The 15674-nt window shown below is 35.7% G+C and carries 19 protein-coding genes and 1 riboswitch; of the genes, 2 read left to right on the plus strand and 17 right to left on the minus strand.

What is annotated here, in order from left to right:
• Nucleotides 1-23: 23 nt before the first annotated feature.
• The 14 genes from LF20184_RS09730 to tmk all read right to left on the minus strand — a co-directional run bounded on the left by LF20184_RS09730 (nucleotide 24) and on the right by tmk (nucleotide 12271).
• Nucleotides 24-332, minus strand: a complete 309-nt coding sequence (locus LF20184_RS09730; protein WP_099240499.1) for a P-loop NTPase family protein — start codon at nucleotides 330-332, stop codon at nucleotides 24-26.
• Nucleotides 329-637: a CRISPR-associated endonuclease Cas2 gene (cas2, locus tag LF20184_RS09735; RefSeq protein WP_029606452.1), complete on the minus strand. Its 309-nt coding sequence runs from the start codon at nucleotides 635-637 to the stop codon at nucleotides 329-331. Before cas2 ends, LF20184_RS09730 begins: the two co-directional genes overlap by 4 nt.
• Before the next feature lie 11 nt (nucleotides 638-648).
• Nucleotides 649-1557, minus strand: a complete 909-nt coding sequence (gene cas1 / locus LF20184_RS09740; RefSeq protein ID WP_010018699.1) for a type II CRISPR-associated endonuclease Cas1 — start codon at nucleotides 1555-1557, stop codon at nucleotides 649-651.
• A 181-nt stretch (nucleotides 1558-1738) separates the two neighbouring features.
• A complete protein-coding gene (gene cas9 / locus LF20184_RS09745; protein WP_010018698.1) occupies nucleotides 1739-5119 on the minus strand; it encodes a type II CRISPR RNA-guided endonuclease Cas9 in 3381 nt (1126 codons plus the stop codon).
• Between the two features lie 132 nt (nucleotides 5120-5251).
• Nucleotides 5252-6274 (minus strand): tRNA (adenosine(37)-N6)-threonylcarbamoyltransferase complex transferase subunit TsaD, encoded by a 1023-nt coding sequence (gene tsaD, locus LF20184_RS09750; RefSeq protein ID WP_010018696.1) that lies wholly within the window; start codon nucleotides 6272-6274, stop codon nucleotides 5252-5254.
• Between the two features lie 11 nt (nucleotides 6275-6285).
• A complete protein-coding gene (gene rimI / locus LF20184_RS09755) occupies nucleotides 6286-6837 on the minus strand; it encodes a ribosomal protein S18-alanine N-acetyltransferase (RefSeq protein ID WP_235699453.1) in 552 nt (183 codons plus the stop codon).
• A complete protein-coding gene (tsaB, locus tag LF20184_RS09760; RefSeq protein WP_010018694.1) occupies nucleotides 6803-7525 on the minus strand; it encodes a tRNA (adenosine(37)-N6)-threonylcarbamoyltransferase complex dimerization subunit type 1 TsaB in 723 nt (240 codons plus the stop codon). Before tsaB ends, rimI begins: the two co-directional genes overlap by 35 nt.
• Before the next feature lie 66 nt (nucleotides 7526-7591).
• Nucleotides 7592-8116, minus strand: a complete 525-nt coding sequence (locus LF20184_RS09765) for a folate family ECF transporter S component (protein WP_010018693.1) — start codon at nucleotides 8114-8116, stop codon at nucleotides 7592-7594.
• 55 nt (nucleotides 8117-8171) lie between these two features.
• A riboswitch (THF riboswitch) is annotated at nucleotides 8172-8266 on the minus strand.
• A gap of 61 nt (nucleotides 8267-8327) precedes the next feature.
• Nucleotides 8328-9071 (minus strand): acyl-[acyl-carrier-protein] thioesterase, encoded by a 744-nt coding sequence (locus tag LF20184_RS09770; RefSeq protein ID WP_010018692.1) that lies wholly within the window; start codon nucleotides 9069-9071, stop codon nucleotides 8328-8330.
• Nucleotides 9072-9073: 2 nt separating this feature from the next.
• Nucleotides 9074-9943, minus strand: a complete 870-nt coding sequence (rsmI, locus tag LF20184_RS09775) for a 16S rRNA (cytidine(1402)-2'-O)-methyltransferase (RefSeq protein WP_010018691.1) — start codon at nucleotides 9941-9943, stop codon at nucleotides 9074-9076.
• A 14-nt stretch (nucleotides 9944-9957) separates the two neighbouring features.
• Complete coding sequence (locus LF20184_RS09780; RefSeq protein ID WP_010018690.1) at nucleotides 9958-10323, minus strand: initiation control protein YabA; 366 nt, start codon at nucleotides 10321-10323, stop codon at nucleotides 9958-9960.
• Between the two features lie 11 nt (nucleotides 10324-10334).
• Entirely contained in the window at nucleotides 10335-11288 is a 954-nt protein-coding gene (locus tag LF20184_RS09785) for a DNA polymerase III delta subunit-related protein (protein ID WP_010018688.1), read from the minus strand.
• 2 nt (nucleotides 11289-11290) lie between these two features.
• Complete coding sequence (locus tag LF20184_RS09790; RefSeq protein ID WP_010018686.1) at nucleotides 11291-11617, minus strand: cyclic di-AMP receptor DarA; 327 nt, start codon at nucleotides 11615-11617, stop codon at nucleotides 11291-11293.
• A 3-nt stretch (nucleotides 11618-11620) separates the two neighbouring features.
• Nucleotides 11621-12271, minus strand: a complete 651-nt coding sequence (gene tmk, locus LF20184_RS09795; protein ID WP_010018685.1) for a dTMP kinase — start codon at nucleotides 12269-12271, stop codon at nucleotides 11621-11623.
• Nucleotides 12272-12693: 422 nt separating this feature from the next.
• Here tmk and LF20184_RS09800 point away from each other — a divergent pair, with 422 nt between their 5' ends.
• Together LF20184_RS09800 and LF20184_RS09805 are read left to right on the plus strand one after the other, a co-directional pair.
• Nucleotides 12694-13368: a helix-turn-helix domain-containing protein gene (locus LF20184_RS09800; RefSeq protein ID WP_082607452.1), complete on the plus strand. Its 675-nt coding sequence runs from the start codon at nucleotides 12694-12696 to the stop codon at nucleotides 13366-13368.
• Nucleotides 13365-14258 carry an IS3 family transposase gene (locus LF20184_RS09805; protein WP_099240376.1) on the plus strand — a complete coding sequence of 298 codons (894 nt, stop codon included), beginning with the start codon at nucleotides 13365-13367 and terminating at the stop codon, nucleotides 14256-14258. The genes LF20184_RS09800 and LF20184_RS09805 overlap by 4 nt, the downstream gene beginning before the upstream one ends.
• A gap of 189 nt (nucleotides 14259-14447) precedes the next feature.
• Here the strand turns inward: LF20184_RS09805 and LF20184_RS09810 are convergent, their stop codons facing one another.
• The 3 genes from LF20184_RS09810 to LF20184_RS09820 are packed head-to-tail and all read right to left on the minus strand — an operon-like array spanning nucleotide 14448 to nucleotide 15665.
• Complete coding sequence (locus LF20184_RS09810) at nucleotides 14448-14735, minus strand: YaaL family protein (protein ID WP_010018684.1); 288 nt, start codon at nucleotides 14733-14735, stop codon at nucleotides 14448-14450.
• 1 nt (nucleotide 14736) lies between these two features.
• Complete coding sequence (gene recR, locus LF20184_RS09815; protein WP_010018683.1) at nucleotides 14737-15336, minus strand: recombination mediator RecR; 600 nt, start codon at nucleotides 15334-15336, stop codon at nucleotides 14737-14739.
• Nucleotides 15336-15665, minus strand: coding sequence for a YbaB/EbfC family nucleoid-associated protein (locus LF20184_RS09820; RefSeq protein WP_010018682.1), 330 nt, complete (start codon nucleotides 15663-15665; stop codon nucleotides 15336-15338). Before LF20184_RS09820 ends, recR begins: the two co-directional genes overlap by 1 nt.
• Nucleotides 15666-15674: the final 9 nt, after the last annotated feature.

A 15674-nucleotide genomic window follows, 5' to 3' on the forward strand; every position in this document is an offset into this window, starting at 1 on the left:
CCTTTCATGAATATCAGATGAATTTATATTATTTCATCTGACAACCATAAAAGGATTATCGCATTATAAAGCATCTGTTGATAGATGCTTTCTCGATTATGAATAAAAAAAGGCAAGGTATTTTTTATTGAAACAGCTTCGTCATCACAAGTAATCTCGATTTTGTTTTCCCCATAAACATTAGTCGTCAGCTTCGGATCCTTGTTGAAGTAATAATACAAACTACGAAAAACTTGCCAAATTTTTTGACGATTTTCTCCAGTGATATAAATTTCATCTTCAAAATCTAATTCCAAGAATTTTTGGTTTTCTAATTCAATATTCAAAATCATATAATCACCAATTCCTTACTACCGACTATGGTTTCCTGATTACTTCTGGAACCGACTAAAATCTGCATATCATTGAATTGCTTCTCACTGACTGAAAATAATCTCACTTCCCCATGTACGGGTAAAAACCTTTTAATAGCAGTTTCATACCTTTTACCAGCAGCACGATTTTGAACCGCACGATAATAAACTGAATACTGCAACATTGTGAAGCCATTTCTCAACAATTCTTTACGGAAAATACGATATTGACGACGTTCTTGCGGAGTATCAACGGGTAAATCAAACATACATAACATTCTCATATTTTGATATTTCAACTTTCCTCTCCCACAAAATTATTTAGGTCGATTTTTATAACTAAACTAGAATCAGTTTCGTCAATAGCACTGATGAAACTTTGAACGTACTCTTGCATTGAATTATCAATCGTCATCCTTTTATTATTGATTCTGATTTTCTGATTCATAAATTCAATAATTTTCAATCTCGATTCATAACTCAAGTATTCTTTGTCATCAAGAACATTCTCATTGACCCAATAATCCATTAACGGTCGATAGGGTTCCATTAAGTCATCAACTAAGTTAAAGCTATTAAACTCATTTCGATGAAAGATACCAAGCATCGTAACCAAGCCATTACCAACTACGATTCGAGCCATACAAGAACGAAGTATTGCATAACCAAAATTCATTGCGGCATTGATCAAACAATTGTTATTTCTAGTAAAACTTTTGCCATATAAAGAATCAAAATAAACCTTAGCCACATGTCCTTCACGATTAGTCGTGTCACCAACTTGTAGATTATTGATCAAATCTTCCATCAATTCTAATCTCTCACTTGCGACGCCACTATATCGAGCAAAGGTTAACTGATTGTTCATTTTCTGTCTGATTACTTCTTGCCAAATAATACCCTTTTGTTCATCGCTCCATGACGATTGCTTAATTGCTCGCTTGGAATAATGATGATATTGTCCATAGGGTAAATAAATTCCAACCGGCAAATAGTTATCATCACAAATCACCAACCCAACATTATTTTGGCTCATTCGTGACATTAATTTAGTCGATAGCATCGTTCGATTACCTTCCAAAACTACCATCGTAATATCGGATAACGGAATAAAAACTTTATTATCTTGTTTCATGACCTCTAAATTATCTAATCGGAGCCGTAGAACATCCCCTTCTTTGACGTGAACAATTCTCCAAGCCATAGACATTCCTCCAAATTTTTTTATAAAAAAAACCACCTATTAATTAAAATAGGTGGTAAATTCGGAATAAATCCTTATTTTTGTAGATCTTAAAGAATCTAGAAATAGTAAAACATAAACGTACGTGCGCACATACGTATAAGGCGTCCCTTACGGTTAAAATGATATCACATTTTTCTAATTAATCAAGGATATCTTTTGGACTATCGGATTCTTTTTCTAAGTAATATGGATCTCCTAAAATAGTTGTATTTACTTTCCAAATCTTACAATTTTTGGGTATTAATCGCTTAATTAAGCGGCCTTTTCCATAAACTGGCAATTTTTTATCATTTTCTGCCTGAGATATTGGTTTCAATTCTGCATATTTTTTATTAGAAAAGTTTCTCGACCAGAATAATAATTCCACTGATTCGCCGGTTTTCATATCTTGTACTTTAACTCTATCTTTTCGATATAAACTAAACATAAACTCAGATTTTTCAGATACTTCTTCAACCTTCTTAATTTCCAAATACTTATCTTTCTTGATTCCGTATCCTTCATTTTTGTTAAACTTCAAATCAGAATACTTAATTCCCATGATCTCATATTCACCAGTTTCATGATTCAAATACACATCGGTTCTCCAAGGTTTCAACGATTGAAGTATAACGTGTTTACCATTGGCATTAGCTGGTGTGATGTCAATATGTGAACCGAGTTTCTTATCAAGATACTTAAGTTGCTTAATGGCTGGTCCATTACCTTTCTTTGAATACTTCTTAATCATTCCATGATCTCTTCGATACATTTCAAATGGGCTGATGTCCACAGCTTTGACCTTTCCATTTGTCTGTACCTTTTCAACTTTATCTGGACAGTCGCTTATGATTCTTTCCAACTTGGAGAAAGTTCTAGGATCATACTTGTACAATAAGAACTTAGTCTTATCTTTATCATAAACTTTCTTAAATTTCTTAAAGCCATCAACACTATAAATATCTTTCACTTTAGCTACGATATACTCAGCATCTTTTTTATCTTTGGCCAATTTACCAGTTCGAGTTGAATAAATCGTTGCATCACTTACCTTACGATTCATCTTCTTATCAACTTGATGTGAGAATTTGATTCGATCATCTGCATTCATGATTTCAGAAACAAAGCCACTGTAAGGTTCTTCATACATAGCTTTATCAAAATTCTTATCATCTAAAATTTCACCGGTTTCAATATCGATTGATTCTTCACCGACTTTAACTGGAAAAATTGTGCCGCCTTTTTTCCACATTCTCAAAAATGGAGTAGCAGCAATAATTGAGGCATCAATTGCGTGGTGATGGAAAGTTTCACGAGTTTTATCAATGTGCCAATGCTTACGCATGTTAGAAGTAAACTTACCACGAATAACTGTCACCTTAGTATCAGCTGACTTTTCACGGAAGAAGTCTTGCAAACTATTAAGTACTACTCGAGAAGAATATCTTGTATCAACTAAATTACGTGATAAGAATCTCTTTCTTGTTTCAATATCACTGACATTTTCTTCAAACAAATAGTTAGCACGTTTAGCTTTACCAAAGTTCTTGTTTGCCATTACAGTAGCTTTGAATTTGTCATAACTTTGTCCGTGACCTTCAAGCATAAATTCATACGGTGTTTTTTGACCTTTTACTTGATTCATTGAAGCAAAGCACAATGTCTTATTATTGATACTATCGTAGAAAGAAATTGATTGTGGAATAATGTGATCAATTTCAAATTTGTCAGGATTATTGATCAAATCAGTTGCATCGATTGTTTTGCCATTATATGGATCAATTTCTTGTTGTTGATACCAAAGACGCATCTTCATTTGTAATTTACGATTCTTACTCAAAGCTTCTTTTACTCTTTGTTCACTACCAACTGATTTAACAAAAGCTTCGAAGGCAGCATCTTTGGCCTTTTTATTTTTATTTTGAAATTCTTTAATGTTATCTTGTTCTTCTTTTAAGTTCTTATCACGAGGCATTTCAACAACTAAATAGTCAATGTGTCCGTATTTCTTCAAAACTGCATTAACAATTTTCAAAGCTTCACGAACTGATTTAGATGCAACTGGATTGAAGATATCTTTAGCAATTTCTTTGTAAGGTAAATACTTGTTATTCTCGAAACGCTTCTTATCTTTTTTGACCAAACCCATTTCATTCAACAAAGTCATCTGTTCAACAGGACGTTCCATCATTTCAGGAATCAATTTATTCATTGTCTTCACTGAGAAACGATGCCACTTATTATTAGTCTTAATTTCAAAACTATCTTTATTATCAATAATCAACTGAATTAGATCAGCATTCAAAAAATCAAATTTAGGAGCTAGACGATTATTAAGTTGTTTTCTGATTTCACCATTTTCAGTATTTAAAGTCAAAATAAAACTTAATTCATCAATAAATTCAACTGGCCAATCGCTAATATCCACTCCAGCTTTAAGTAAGTCCTTATGAATTTTACGATAAACGGGCATTGAGCTGATTTCTGGTTTGTCCTTTTCATTAACACGGAATCCCTTAATGTCATCTTTTGAACAGCCAGCGACTTTTTTAATAACGTTTAACATATTTATCGTTGTCGTATTATTCTTTATTTCGGCAATGATTTTTTCTTTGTCTTCTTTAGTTAATTTTCCATCTTCATAATTCAAAATTCTCAAATTATTCAAGTCGTTCAATACATTAAATAATTGTGCAGTATAGGACGCAGCTGAGGCTCTTAATTCTTCAGGGTAAATTTTATCATGACCAATTAATTCCTCGAACAAATTATCCAAAGTCCGACCATCGGTTTTATAAATTCCATAATCAGTCCGAGATTTTTCATTACCAGGTCCAACAAAGTAATCTCTTTTTCTTGTCAAAATTTGACAATACTCTTCAGTAAATTTATCGGTCAAACTTTCTGGATAAAATTGTTGTTGCGTAGCAATGATTTGCTTAGCTTCTTTTTCATAAGCACTCGTTGGAAAAACATTTAATAATACTTTTTGATTATCAGGATCATCTCCAATAACCACTTGTCCTCTAACTTTGCCATAATCATTTAAACGTTGTAATTGAATTTGAGCTGGAGTTTTCTCAGCCAATTCTTGACTATTGATTTTTAAACTAACTGAATAATCAGTTCCACCTTCATCAACATCGGCGTCTTTTAGAGCATAGCTAATCCCACGATGTTTAACAATCTGATACAAACTCTCGGCCAATTCTTCTTTGGTTAGTTGTTCAGTCAATCCTTTAACTCGCAACTCATAAGGATTCAAATTCTGATTAAAATTGTCATAAAAACTCCCTTTATCAAAATCGTCTATTAAACCAAACTTTTTAAATAATTTACCAGTATCTTGACGACGTTGTTTATTACGATTCAATAATCGTCTAGCACCACGCATATCACGACGATCTTGGTTTCCAGCGGCAACTGTCGCACTGAATAATCTAGCTCCTAATTCGATAACTTTTCCTTTGTCGATATCCAAAACGCTGAATCCGACCGAGGCTACACCAATATCCAAACCCAAACTGATCCTATCTGCCATTTTTTCACCCTCTGATTTAAGAAATAATTAAATTAATCACTATTTAAAATATATCACAATATTTTCCTAAATTCCGCATTACGGTCAAAACAAAAAGGACCCTACCGAAAACTTCGATAGCATCCCTATAAATTATTCCATATCAAAATCTAAACTAGGATTAGCGTTCAAATCCAATTCCGTAAAGTCGCCTTTATCAAATTGAATCTGAGCCATGGCACCAATCATTGCGGCGTTATCACCACAAAGTCTCAATGGTGGAAAGACTAATTCCATATCCAAATTCTTGTCCTTGATATCTTTTGCCAAACGTTTTCTCAAACCTTGGTTAGCGGAAACTCCTCCACCGACAACTAATTGCTTAACTGGATGTTGCTTTATAGCACGGAAAGTCTTGTTGCTCAAGATATCCAAAACGGCACCTTGGAAACTGGCAGCGAGGTCGTCTTTGTTCAATTCCTCATGAACTTGGTCGGCATGGTGAACGGTGTTAATGAAGGCACTCTTCAAACCACTGAAACTGAAGTCCAAGTTATCTTCTTGCACCATGGCACGTGGAAAATCGAAAGTATCCTTACCAACAGCAGCCATTTGGTCGACTTTTTTACCAGCTGGATAGTTGATTCCTAGAACTCGACCAATCTTGTCATAAGCTTCTCCGACAGCATCGTCACGAGTATCACCGAGGGTCTGGAAAACTCCAGGAGCGGTAACTAATACTAATTCAGTGTGTCCACCAGAAACCAACAAAGCCATGAATGGATATTGCAATTCAGTCACGAAATTAGCTGAATAGATGTGTCCTGCCAAATGGTTAACTTTGATCAATGGTAAATTATGGGCAAAAGCAACTGTCTTAGCAGCCATGATACCAATCAACAAAGCTCCGACTAGTCCTGGTCCATAAGTAACGGCTACGGCATCTAAGTCTTCGTAACTAACTTTTGCTTCATCTAAAGCCAAATTGATACACTTAGTGATCTCTTCAACGTGGTGACGACTGGCAACTTCTGGTACGACTCCTCCGAAACGTTGGTGACTCTTAATTTGGGTTGCAATTATATTTGATAATATTTCCTTACCATTTTTGATAACAGCGACACTAGTTTCATCACAGCTACTTTCAAATGACATTATTAATGTATCTTTTTTCACAGTAATCTCCCTTACAAATCAACCATCATTTCCAAAGCGTCGTGATGATTTCTAAAATAATACTTTTTATGAACGGTCTTCGTCTTGAAACCAAAGGCGTCATATAGTGCCAAGGCTGGCTTATTAGTAACGTCAACTTCTAATGACATCTTTTCAAAATTACGTTTTCGACAATAACTAAAGGCTTGATTCAACAATAAATGTCCAATGCCCATATTTTGATAGTCAACGTGAACTGCCAAATTAGTAATGTGCGATTCACTCTTGTCGCTCAAAGAAATGCCAATAAATGCCACAACTTTATCTCGATAGACGAGTGACAAATATAGGGCATTCTTATTGTCGATCTCCATTTTTACAATATCGATGGGCCATGGAACCGGAATGGGATAAATGGTCTCTTGAATCTGCATATATTGAATATCGTCAGCTTGAACTGCTTTTCTTAAAACAAACTTTTGATCCTCAATCGTTACTACTTTTTCTTCAAAATCAAATTTCGGAGTTTTGTTACTAGTAAATAAACTCTTAAACTTCTTCAACATAGGAAACATTGCCGTCATCCTTATGTCCCTTAGCATACCAATCATGTTCAGCTTGAGTTAAACGTAAGTAAGTTGGTACAAAATCGTCGATATTTTCAACTGGTTTAGTATTCTCAGCTAACTGAGCTAACTTGGATGCATCTGGCAATGAATTTTCACTCATAATAATTTTGGCATTGGGAAATTGATTTTGAATTAATTCCTGTAATCTTGGCGTTGCGTTGATAAATTCAAGTTGATCTTGATTGTAATCTTGCAATGACTCGAACAACTTGGCCATTGAAGTGTGGTGATCTTCGATAATATTTCTCAAATCATCCCGATTAACTTGGTAAACACCAGCAAAGGCGTTGTCATTTCTAGCATCCATCAATGGTACTAAAATGTGTGCTTTATCCCCATTAGCTGCCAATAATTTCAAACTGGAAACTCCAACTAATTTCTTATTCAAAGTATCAGCCAAAACTTTGGCAACTGTCACAGCAATTCTTACTCCTGTGTATGAACCTGGACCCTTAGCCACTGCAATCAAGTCTAAGTCTTGGGCCGTCAAATCAGCCTTTTTTAAACAAGCTTGGATATCTGGTAAAAGTGTTACACTATGTGTCTTTTTTTCAGTAGATTCCATCTGTGCTAAAACTTTTCCATCACTAACTACTGCAACGGAGAGTGGTTTATTAGATGTATCAAATGCTAATATTTTCATATTTATCCCTCATTCTTAGTAGAATTTATTTTAACACAGAATTTGGGATAAAAAAAAACCGACCACTTATTGGCCGATTTTATTAAATTTCGAATTATCAATCCACTTAAGGACGATATACAAAAGCCCTGTCTGGTAAACCAAACTGGATGCTTCCTTTGGTAGTCTGGTGATCAACAATGCTGAATATGGAACGTTTGTCATCATGTGAATCCATATCGTGTTCAATCCAGTATTGACAACTACTGTGATCAAAAGCACTGTTACTAAACTTCTCCAAACTGTTACTTTATGGTTGTAAAGCATATAACCATAGATGGCACCAGCTACTAAAGCTGAGAAAGTGAATCCTAAGAAGAATCCACCACTCGATGGCATGACGACGTTACTGATAACATCAGCCAAGACGTTAGCCATAGCAGCTTTCACTGGTCCAAAATAATAACCTAATAATCCTATTGCAATGAAACTAAAGCCGACTTTCAAGGTATTGCTCCCGACGGAAAGCTTTGCTAATACCATTTGCATTGCGATCAACAATGCCATCCAAGTGACTTCTTGCACACTTATTACTGTACTTCTACTGTTCATAATCGACATCTCCTAGACGGAGCTGCCACCAGATATAGGCTTAAGACGTATATAAAGTGGCGAATGCGGAAACAAGATCGCGAGATAACTCTTTGTCCGGTGTTCACATTCCGTTCCACCAGCACTTAACGCCTTGAATCCTACTCCAAATTTTTTAGTACTCGTCTATCATAGCACTATTTTTTCTGTAAACAAGTGTTTTGTTTGCAATTTACTTATTTTTCCAATTGAACTGAGCAACAACGTTCAGTACGTCACCGTTCTTTATCCAATGAATAGATTTATTGTTCGTATTATCTAATTTAGCATAAGCGATTGGTTGACTCTTGATATTTAGTTCTTTGTCATATTTAATGTCCATACTAGTTAGTTGATGACTGCCGATAAAATCAATATCTAAGGTGTCGACCATCCAATCGAAATAATATGAATTATTAACATGTTTATTAACATCAATGTTGTAATAACCGATATGTTGCTGTTGTTGGAAATCAAAATCATCCGGTACTTTGATCCGATTGAAACGTTTGAGCTTAGTAGTTTCGACTGCTCCAAACAAATCATCCAATCGATCTGCTGCACTGACAATCTTGCGTTGCTTGATATCAATCAAAACAAAGGCACTCGTGGCGCTGACCATGCGGTTGCCTTCTTCATCGTCAATCCAAAAATCACGATAGAAGAAATACTTGTTGTAACTCGTTGCTTGCGTAGTAACTTTGATTTTTTGACCAAGTCTTGGCATCTTATCAATGTCCATGTGATATTGCACGACGACCCAACCTAGGCCATTATTCTTTACCATTTCACTACTATCAATATCAGCTTGATGCAACTGCTTTTCTGACGTCAACAGCATTGCATCGACTAGTGCTGACAAACGCATGTCGCCGGTAAAGTTGACGAAATAATAAGGTACTTCCATCTCGATTGAAAAGGTTCTTTTTTCAGTCACGATTACTCTTCTCCAATTCCATGATACAAATTATAAACTTCTTGTTTCTTAAGACCATTTTGAGTGGCTACTTCTTTGATGGCTTTGTTTGGCTTTAAGCCTTGTGCAATCAATTTATCGACTGAACCAACCAAGTCATCATCTGATTCAGCTTGTGTAACTTCTTCAGGTTTTCCCGCAATAATCAAAACGTATTCGCCTTTAGGATCATTTTCTTCATAATAACTTGCCACTTGATCCAAACTACCACGTAAAAAGGCTTCGTGAATCTTGGTTAGTTCTCGGGCCAAAGTTATCTGTCTGTCGCCACCGAAGTTATCAATCAAATCTTGAATCGTCTTCTTAACCCGATAAGGTGATTCATAAACGATAGTTGTCTCTTCGCGCTTAGACAAGTTACTTAAAGCTTGAGTTCTCTCTTTACCCTTTCGAGGCAAGAATCCATAGAAATAAAATGGTTGTGGGCTAATTCCCGAAGCAATCAAAGCTGTGATTGAAGCAGTTGCGCCGGGCAATGGTACGACTGGAATCTCTTCTTTAATAGCCGCTTTGACTAATTCTTTTCCGGGGTCACTGATTGAAGGTGCTCCGGCATCGCTAACTTGAGCAATCTTTAGTCCTTGATTCATTTTTTCTATTAATTCTGGAATACGTTGGGCAGTATTATGTTCATGAAAACTTATTAATTCTGTTGGGATATCAAAATGATTTAATAAATTCTTAGTATTACGAGTATCCTCTGCAGCGACTAAATCGACCTCTTTTAACGTGTTAACAGCTCGAAAAGTCATGTCTTCTAAATTACCAATTGGCGTTGGCACTAAAAAAAGGCAGCCCTTCGAATTATCAACAAAACTCCTTTGTTCCTTCATTCAAATAGCTCCCCTTATCTGTTCTTAATTGCTTTTTTCTTGCTCTTCTTGTTGCTTCCATAAAGGACATTCGTACAGAAGATACATTCTTCCTTGTCCTTACGATGAGTTCCGTAAAATTGTTGGCAAACATGGAATCCTTTACGATATAAACTTTCTAGATTTAACCGTGAATAAGATAACTTGTTTCCCTTAAAATCCTTATCTTCATAACCCATCTTTTCTAAATGCTTGCGAAGATTTTTGTTTTCAATCTTTAACTCTTCTTTTTCTTCGAGAGTCTTCGATAATTCTTCTTTAAGCAAAGAAACTTTTTTACTTATATCATTTAGTTGATCTGTGATTGTCTCAAATTCATCATATAAATCTTTCTCTGCCATGATTTCACCTACTAATCCACAAATTTTAATGACAAATCTTCTAAAATAGCTTGAAACGAAACATTACTTTTCCACATTTGTTGCGCTGTGAATAAATCATCTGACATTTGGATAACTCGTTTAATACTTTTATTTGACAAGATATCCACAGATGTTAATGTCGATTTTTCTAAATTGTACCTTATTGATAATATATCACTAAAAATTTGATTCAACATATCGAAAAACAAATGTTGTTGATCCTTATTCTCTACTAACGGCATAACGTCGGTCTGTATATCCACAAAAGAATTTATTTTTTGTTTATTAATTTCCTTTAACCAACTCGTTATAACAGTGGTATATGCTTGAAACTTTTCACCATCAATAGCTTCCAAATACTTAATATCAGTGACTTTTAAAGCACGCTTAGCTTGTTCTTCTTTAAATCCTAAGTTAACTAATGCCGTTATTTCATCGTCGTTACTTTGATTAGACAGATGAAAAATTTGCACACGTGATTGAATTGTCGGCAACAACTGTTTAGCCGATTCAGCCAGCAAGATAATCATCAAGTTACCTTCTGGCTCCTCGATTGTTTTCAACAGGTTATTAGCAGCCTGAACGGTCATCTTTTCCGCTTCATCAATGATTAAAATACGGCGCTTACCTTGAGTAGCAGCCATATTAGCTTCTTTTTTGAAAAACTTGATGTCATCAACACCGATACTTCTCTTATCAGTCTTAACTTCCAAAACATCAGGATTATCGCCTAAAGCAATCGTCTGACATTTTTGACAAGTTTGATCAGGTGCTCCATCTACTAAGTTATCACAAAATTGACTTTGCGCTAACCAAATTGCCATCTGTTGTCTGACTTTTGACGAAGCGCTGTCAATCAAATACGCGTGCGACAACATATTGGATGAAATGATTTTTTGAAACTCATGAACTACGCGCGGTTGTTCCTTTACTAAACTTTCCATTATTAAAATCTCACGAATTTATCCACCGGTAAAATAAAGCAAGTTGCTCCACCGACTTGAACCTCAACTGGATCAGCCATGCTTGAAGCAGCTTCTGGCATTAAGAATGTTGGTGTAACGTATTGTGAACGTGTATGACTAGTCTTCTTGATAACAGCTAAGGCATCGTCAACTTTTTCTTCTTCAACACCAATCAAGAAAGTACAGTTTCCGGCTTTTAAAAATCCACCAGTTGATGGCAATTTAGTAGCACGGAAGTTGGCTTTTACTAAGTTGGCTTCCAAGTGTTGGCTATCTTTATCTTGAACGATTGCGACAATTAATTTCATAATTTATTTTCCTCCATTAAAAACATCGGGAAATCTCTTGATTATAACATCTAAAGTATCATCAACGACTTTTTCCACTGGTTGGGCGGCGTCGACAGTTTTGATTCGGTCGGGATTATTCTTAACGATTTCCATATATGAATCATAAACTCGTTGATGGAATGACAAAGCTTCCTTTTCCAAACGATCCATCGCACCTTCGTGATCTTTTCTGATACGGCTAAGCCCAACGTCTGGTGTAACGTCAAAGTAAACTGTCAAATCAGGCAAGTGACCATCGATGGCAAAATCATTGATTTCACCAACTTCTTTAGTCCCAATTTGACGACCGCCACCTTGATAAGCAATTGAACTATCAACGAAACGATCACTCAACATAACCTTGCCTTCCTCTAAAGCTGGCAAAACGGCATCAACCAAGTGCTGACGTCTAGCTGCTGCATACAATAGAGCTTCTGTTCTAGGGTCCATTTCTTCATCATGAATATCCAAAATAATTTTTCGGATTTTTTCAGCAATGATACTGCCACCGGGTTCTCGAGAAAGAACGACTTCTTTATCAGTTCTCTCCTTCAAAAGTGGCAATAGCTTTTCAAGTGCAGTCGTCTTGCCCGCTCCGTCTGGTCCTTCAAATGATATAAATATTCCTGACATTATATAACCCCTTTTAAATGATTACTACTATTTTACTTGAAAAATGAAATAAATGAAACTCATGGCAAGTTGTTATTTGGTTTTGATTAAAAATATGCCGTCGTCCGTTCCGCTTTGTGGACGCTGGAACGTACTGGGCGCAACTTTAAGCCAATTCCAAGACCGGGAACTGTCTTAAAGCTTGACCTTTCACTAAGCAATAAATTGCTAAGTGAAATTTCAGTACTGAGCATCCACAAAGCTGCCACTACCGACTAAATAACGACATTTATTGCTTATTTCAAATAAATCGAAGTCAAAAATAGCATTCATACATAGAGTATAGTTCTGTTCAGAAGAACCACATTCTAATGCGATAATCCTTTTATGGTTGTCAGATGAAATAATATAAATTCATCTGATATTCATGAAAGGATTTTTCTATGCCTAGAAGTAAACACTCACTTCAAGAAAAGCTAGATTTAGTGCTAGGATTCAAAGAGTCAACTTATCCACTCAGAACATTTGCCAGAAAAAATAATATTGTTCATAAAACTTTTCGTAGATGGGTCCATCTCTTCGATCAATATGGAATCGACGGCCTGAAGGAAATAACAAAGCGTACAAAATATTCATATAAATTTAAATTACAAGTCGTGACAGACTATCTTGAAGGTAAAGGTTCTTTAGAAACCATTGCCTATAAATATGGTTTAAGAAATACTTTTCAAGTATCGGACTGGGTGTTCAAGTATAATAATGGAAAACTGTTGAAGGATGGCTCACCAAGAAAGAAGAATTCCATTATGAAAAAAAAGATAACCTTTGAAGAACGTATCGAAATCGTAGAGTATGTCGTTAAGGGCAAACATACTTATAAGGAAGCTGCAGAAAAGTATTCCATATCTTATCAACAAGTTCGTTCTTGGGTTTTAAAATCCAAGGACGGCGGTTATAAAGCTTTGATCGATGGCCGGGGCCATCACAAAGCAAAAGATGACTTAACAGAATTAGATAAAGCGCATTTAAAAATCAGAGAATTGGAATCCCAATTAAAAGACCAAAAATTAATTGAGGAATTCGCAAAAAAATTGCAAGAAATTCAGCACAGGGGGTGAAACAACAACATAGATTGGCTTACCAGGCAATAAAGGAAGTCAGTCAAAATAATCATGGAGCCATAACCGTTTTACTGCGCGTTGTCGGTGTTAGCCGACAAGCATATAGCAAATACTGGACTCGTACAGAAACGGAAAAGGAACTTCAAGATAAGCTATTAAAAGAACGTATTATGTACTGGTACGAATTAAATACTAAGACTATTGGTGCAGGCAAGATATTGATTAACCTATTAGCGGATAATCAAATCACATTTAAGGTTTCACTTAAACAAGTGAAACGTTTAATGAGAGAATTAGACATTAAATGTCAGTCTAGAATCAAGAAACACAATCGTTCTAAACAAAAAGAGATTTATATACAAGATAATGTACTGAATCAAAATTTCGAGGTAACGGGACCTAATCAAGTCTGGTTATGTGACTCAACAGAAATTCCTTACGGCTTAAACGGCGAATATAAAGTCCGTTTGAGTGGAGTTTTAGACCTCTACGGTCGTTATTTAATTTCAAGTAATATCAGCCTTACAGAAACTTCAGCAGCTGAAATAATTGTATTTCAACGTGCATTTACAAAAGCTGGTAATGTGTGTCCGATGGTCCATACGGACCGCGGATCAGCGTTTACGTCATTATCATTTGGAAATTTTTTAGATGAACATGGCGTTATTAGAAGTATGTCAAGACCAGGTACACCGTACGATAATTCACCAATGGAACGTTGGTGGAGTGAATTCAAATTACGTTGGATGAATCGCCATCCAATGCCTAAGACTTACAAAGAACTAGTCAAACTTGTCAACGAAGGAATTCACTATTTCAATCATATAAACAGATCACAAACAATAAATGGCCATACCCCAGCAGAACACTGGGATATGGCCATCTAAAAAAATATTCAATTTTTATATTATTTCAAATATCAACTTGACAGGTGCCAACGCACTAATAATATGAATGCTATTTGTTTTTTCTATTAAATTATAAAGCTAGAATCTAGTCCGGAATAGCAAAGAAAATTGGCTCAGTGGTGAAATTATTCTTATTTTCTTTGCTATGGAGGACGGCAGTTAAAAGTACTACCAGTGCTTTTCAGCTCGACTAGGTTGCTTCAAGAAAGTATCTTCTTCACCAAAAATAATATTGGTCGTAGCCTTAGCTTGGGCCTTTCTTCTTCTAGCTTCTAAATACAAAAATTGATACTTCAATTGATCTAACTTCAAGTGGATTCTTGTCGTATCGTCTACATCCACTGAATTATTGATCATTCTTTGGGTATTCCCGATTCGTCTTTGAATCTGGTGAATATTATCTAAGAGGCGATCGTCTTCCATTTTTTGGACAGACACTTTTTTTCTACCAAACATGTTAAATCTCCCTGCGACCTAGAACAGCACTCTTTAACGTCATTTCATCGGCATATTCAATGTCTGAGCCGACTGCTAAACCATGTGCCAGTCTAGTTACTTTTATTCCTGCTGGCTTAACTAATTTGGCTAAATATTGAGCAGTTGCTTCCCCTTCTGGCGTTGCGTTTGTAGCAATGATCAATTCTTTAACGCTTTGATTCTGCTTCAAACGATTAAGCAACATCTTAATATTCAAATCTTCTGGGCCAACTCCATCAACTGGCGATAAGACCCCTCCTAGGACGTGATACAACCCGTTATAGCCGTTCATATCATCTAAGGACATAATGTCTTTAGCTTGTTCGACGACTAAAATAGTTGATTGATCACGACTCTTATCACTACAAATTGGACAAATATCCTCAGTGGTAATATTTCCACAGATCTTACATTTCTTCAAATCTGTCTTAGCGGAAATTAAGTTATCGGCAAATTCCTTAACCTGGTCTTTGTCCATACCAAGCGTGAAAAATGCCATTCGAGTAGCAGTCTTGCGACCAATACCCGGTAACATCATATAGCTATCAATTAACTTCGAAATTGGTTCTGGATATTTCATTACATCAACCCGTTTGTATATTTACCTAATTTTGCTTGTTTGTCATCATCTACAGCCTTGAAAGCATTGTTCAAAGCATCGATCAACATATCTTGCAATGTATCTGGATCATCTGGATCAATAATCTTGTCGCTGATTGTCATGTCAGCAATCTTCTTGTCACCAGTAACTTTAACAACGACAAAGTCATCGACTGATTTACCAGTGTATTCTGTCTTGTTAAGTTCTTCAGTTGTAGCTTGAACTTCTTTTTGCATCTTTTGGGCTTGGCGCATGATATTGGCCATGTTGCCACCCATTCCACCCATATTTGGCATTCCTTTACTCATAATAATTCC

The sequence above is a fragment of the Companilactobacillus farciminis KCTC 3681 = DSM 20184 genome (assembly GCF_002706745.1).
Lineage (GTDB): Bacteria > Bacillota > Bacilli > Lactobacillales > Lactobacillaceae > Companilactobacillus > Companilactobacillus farciminis.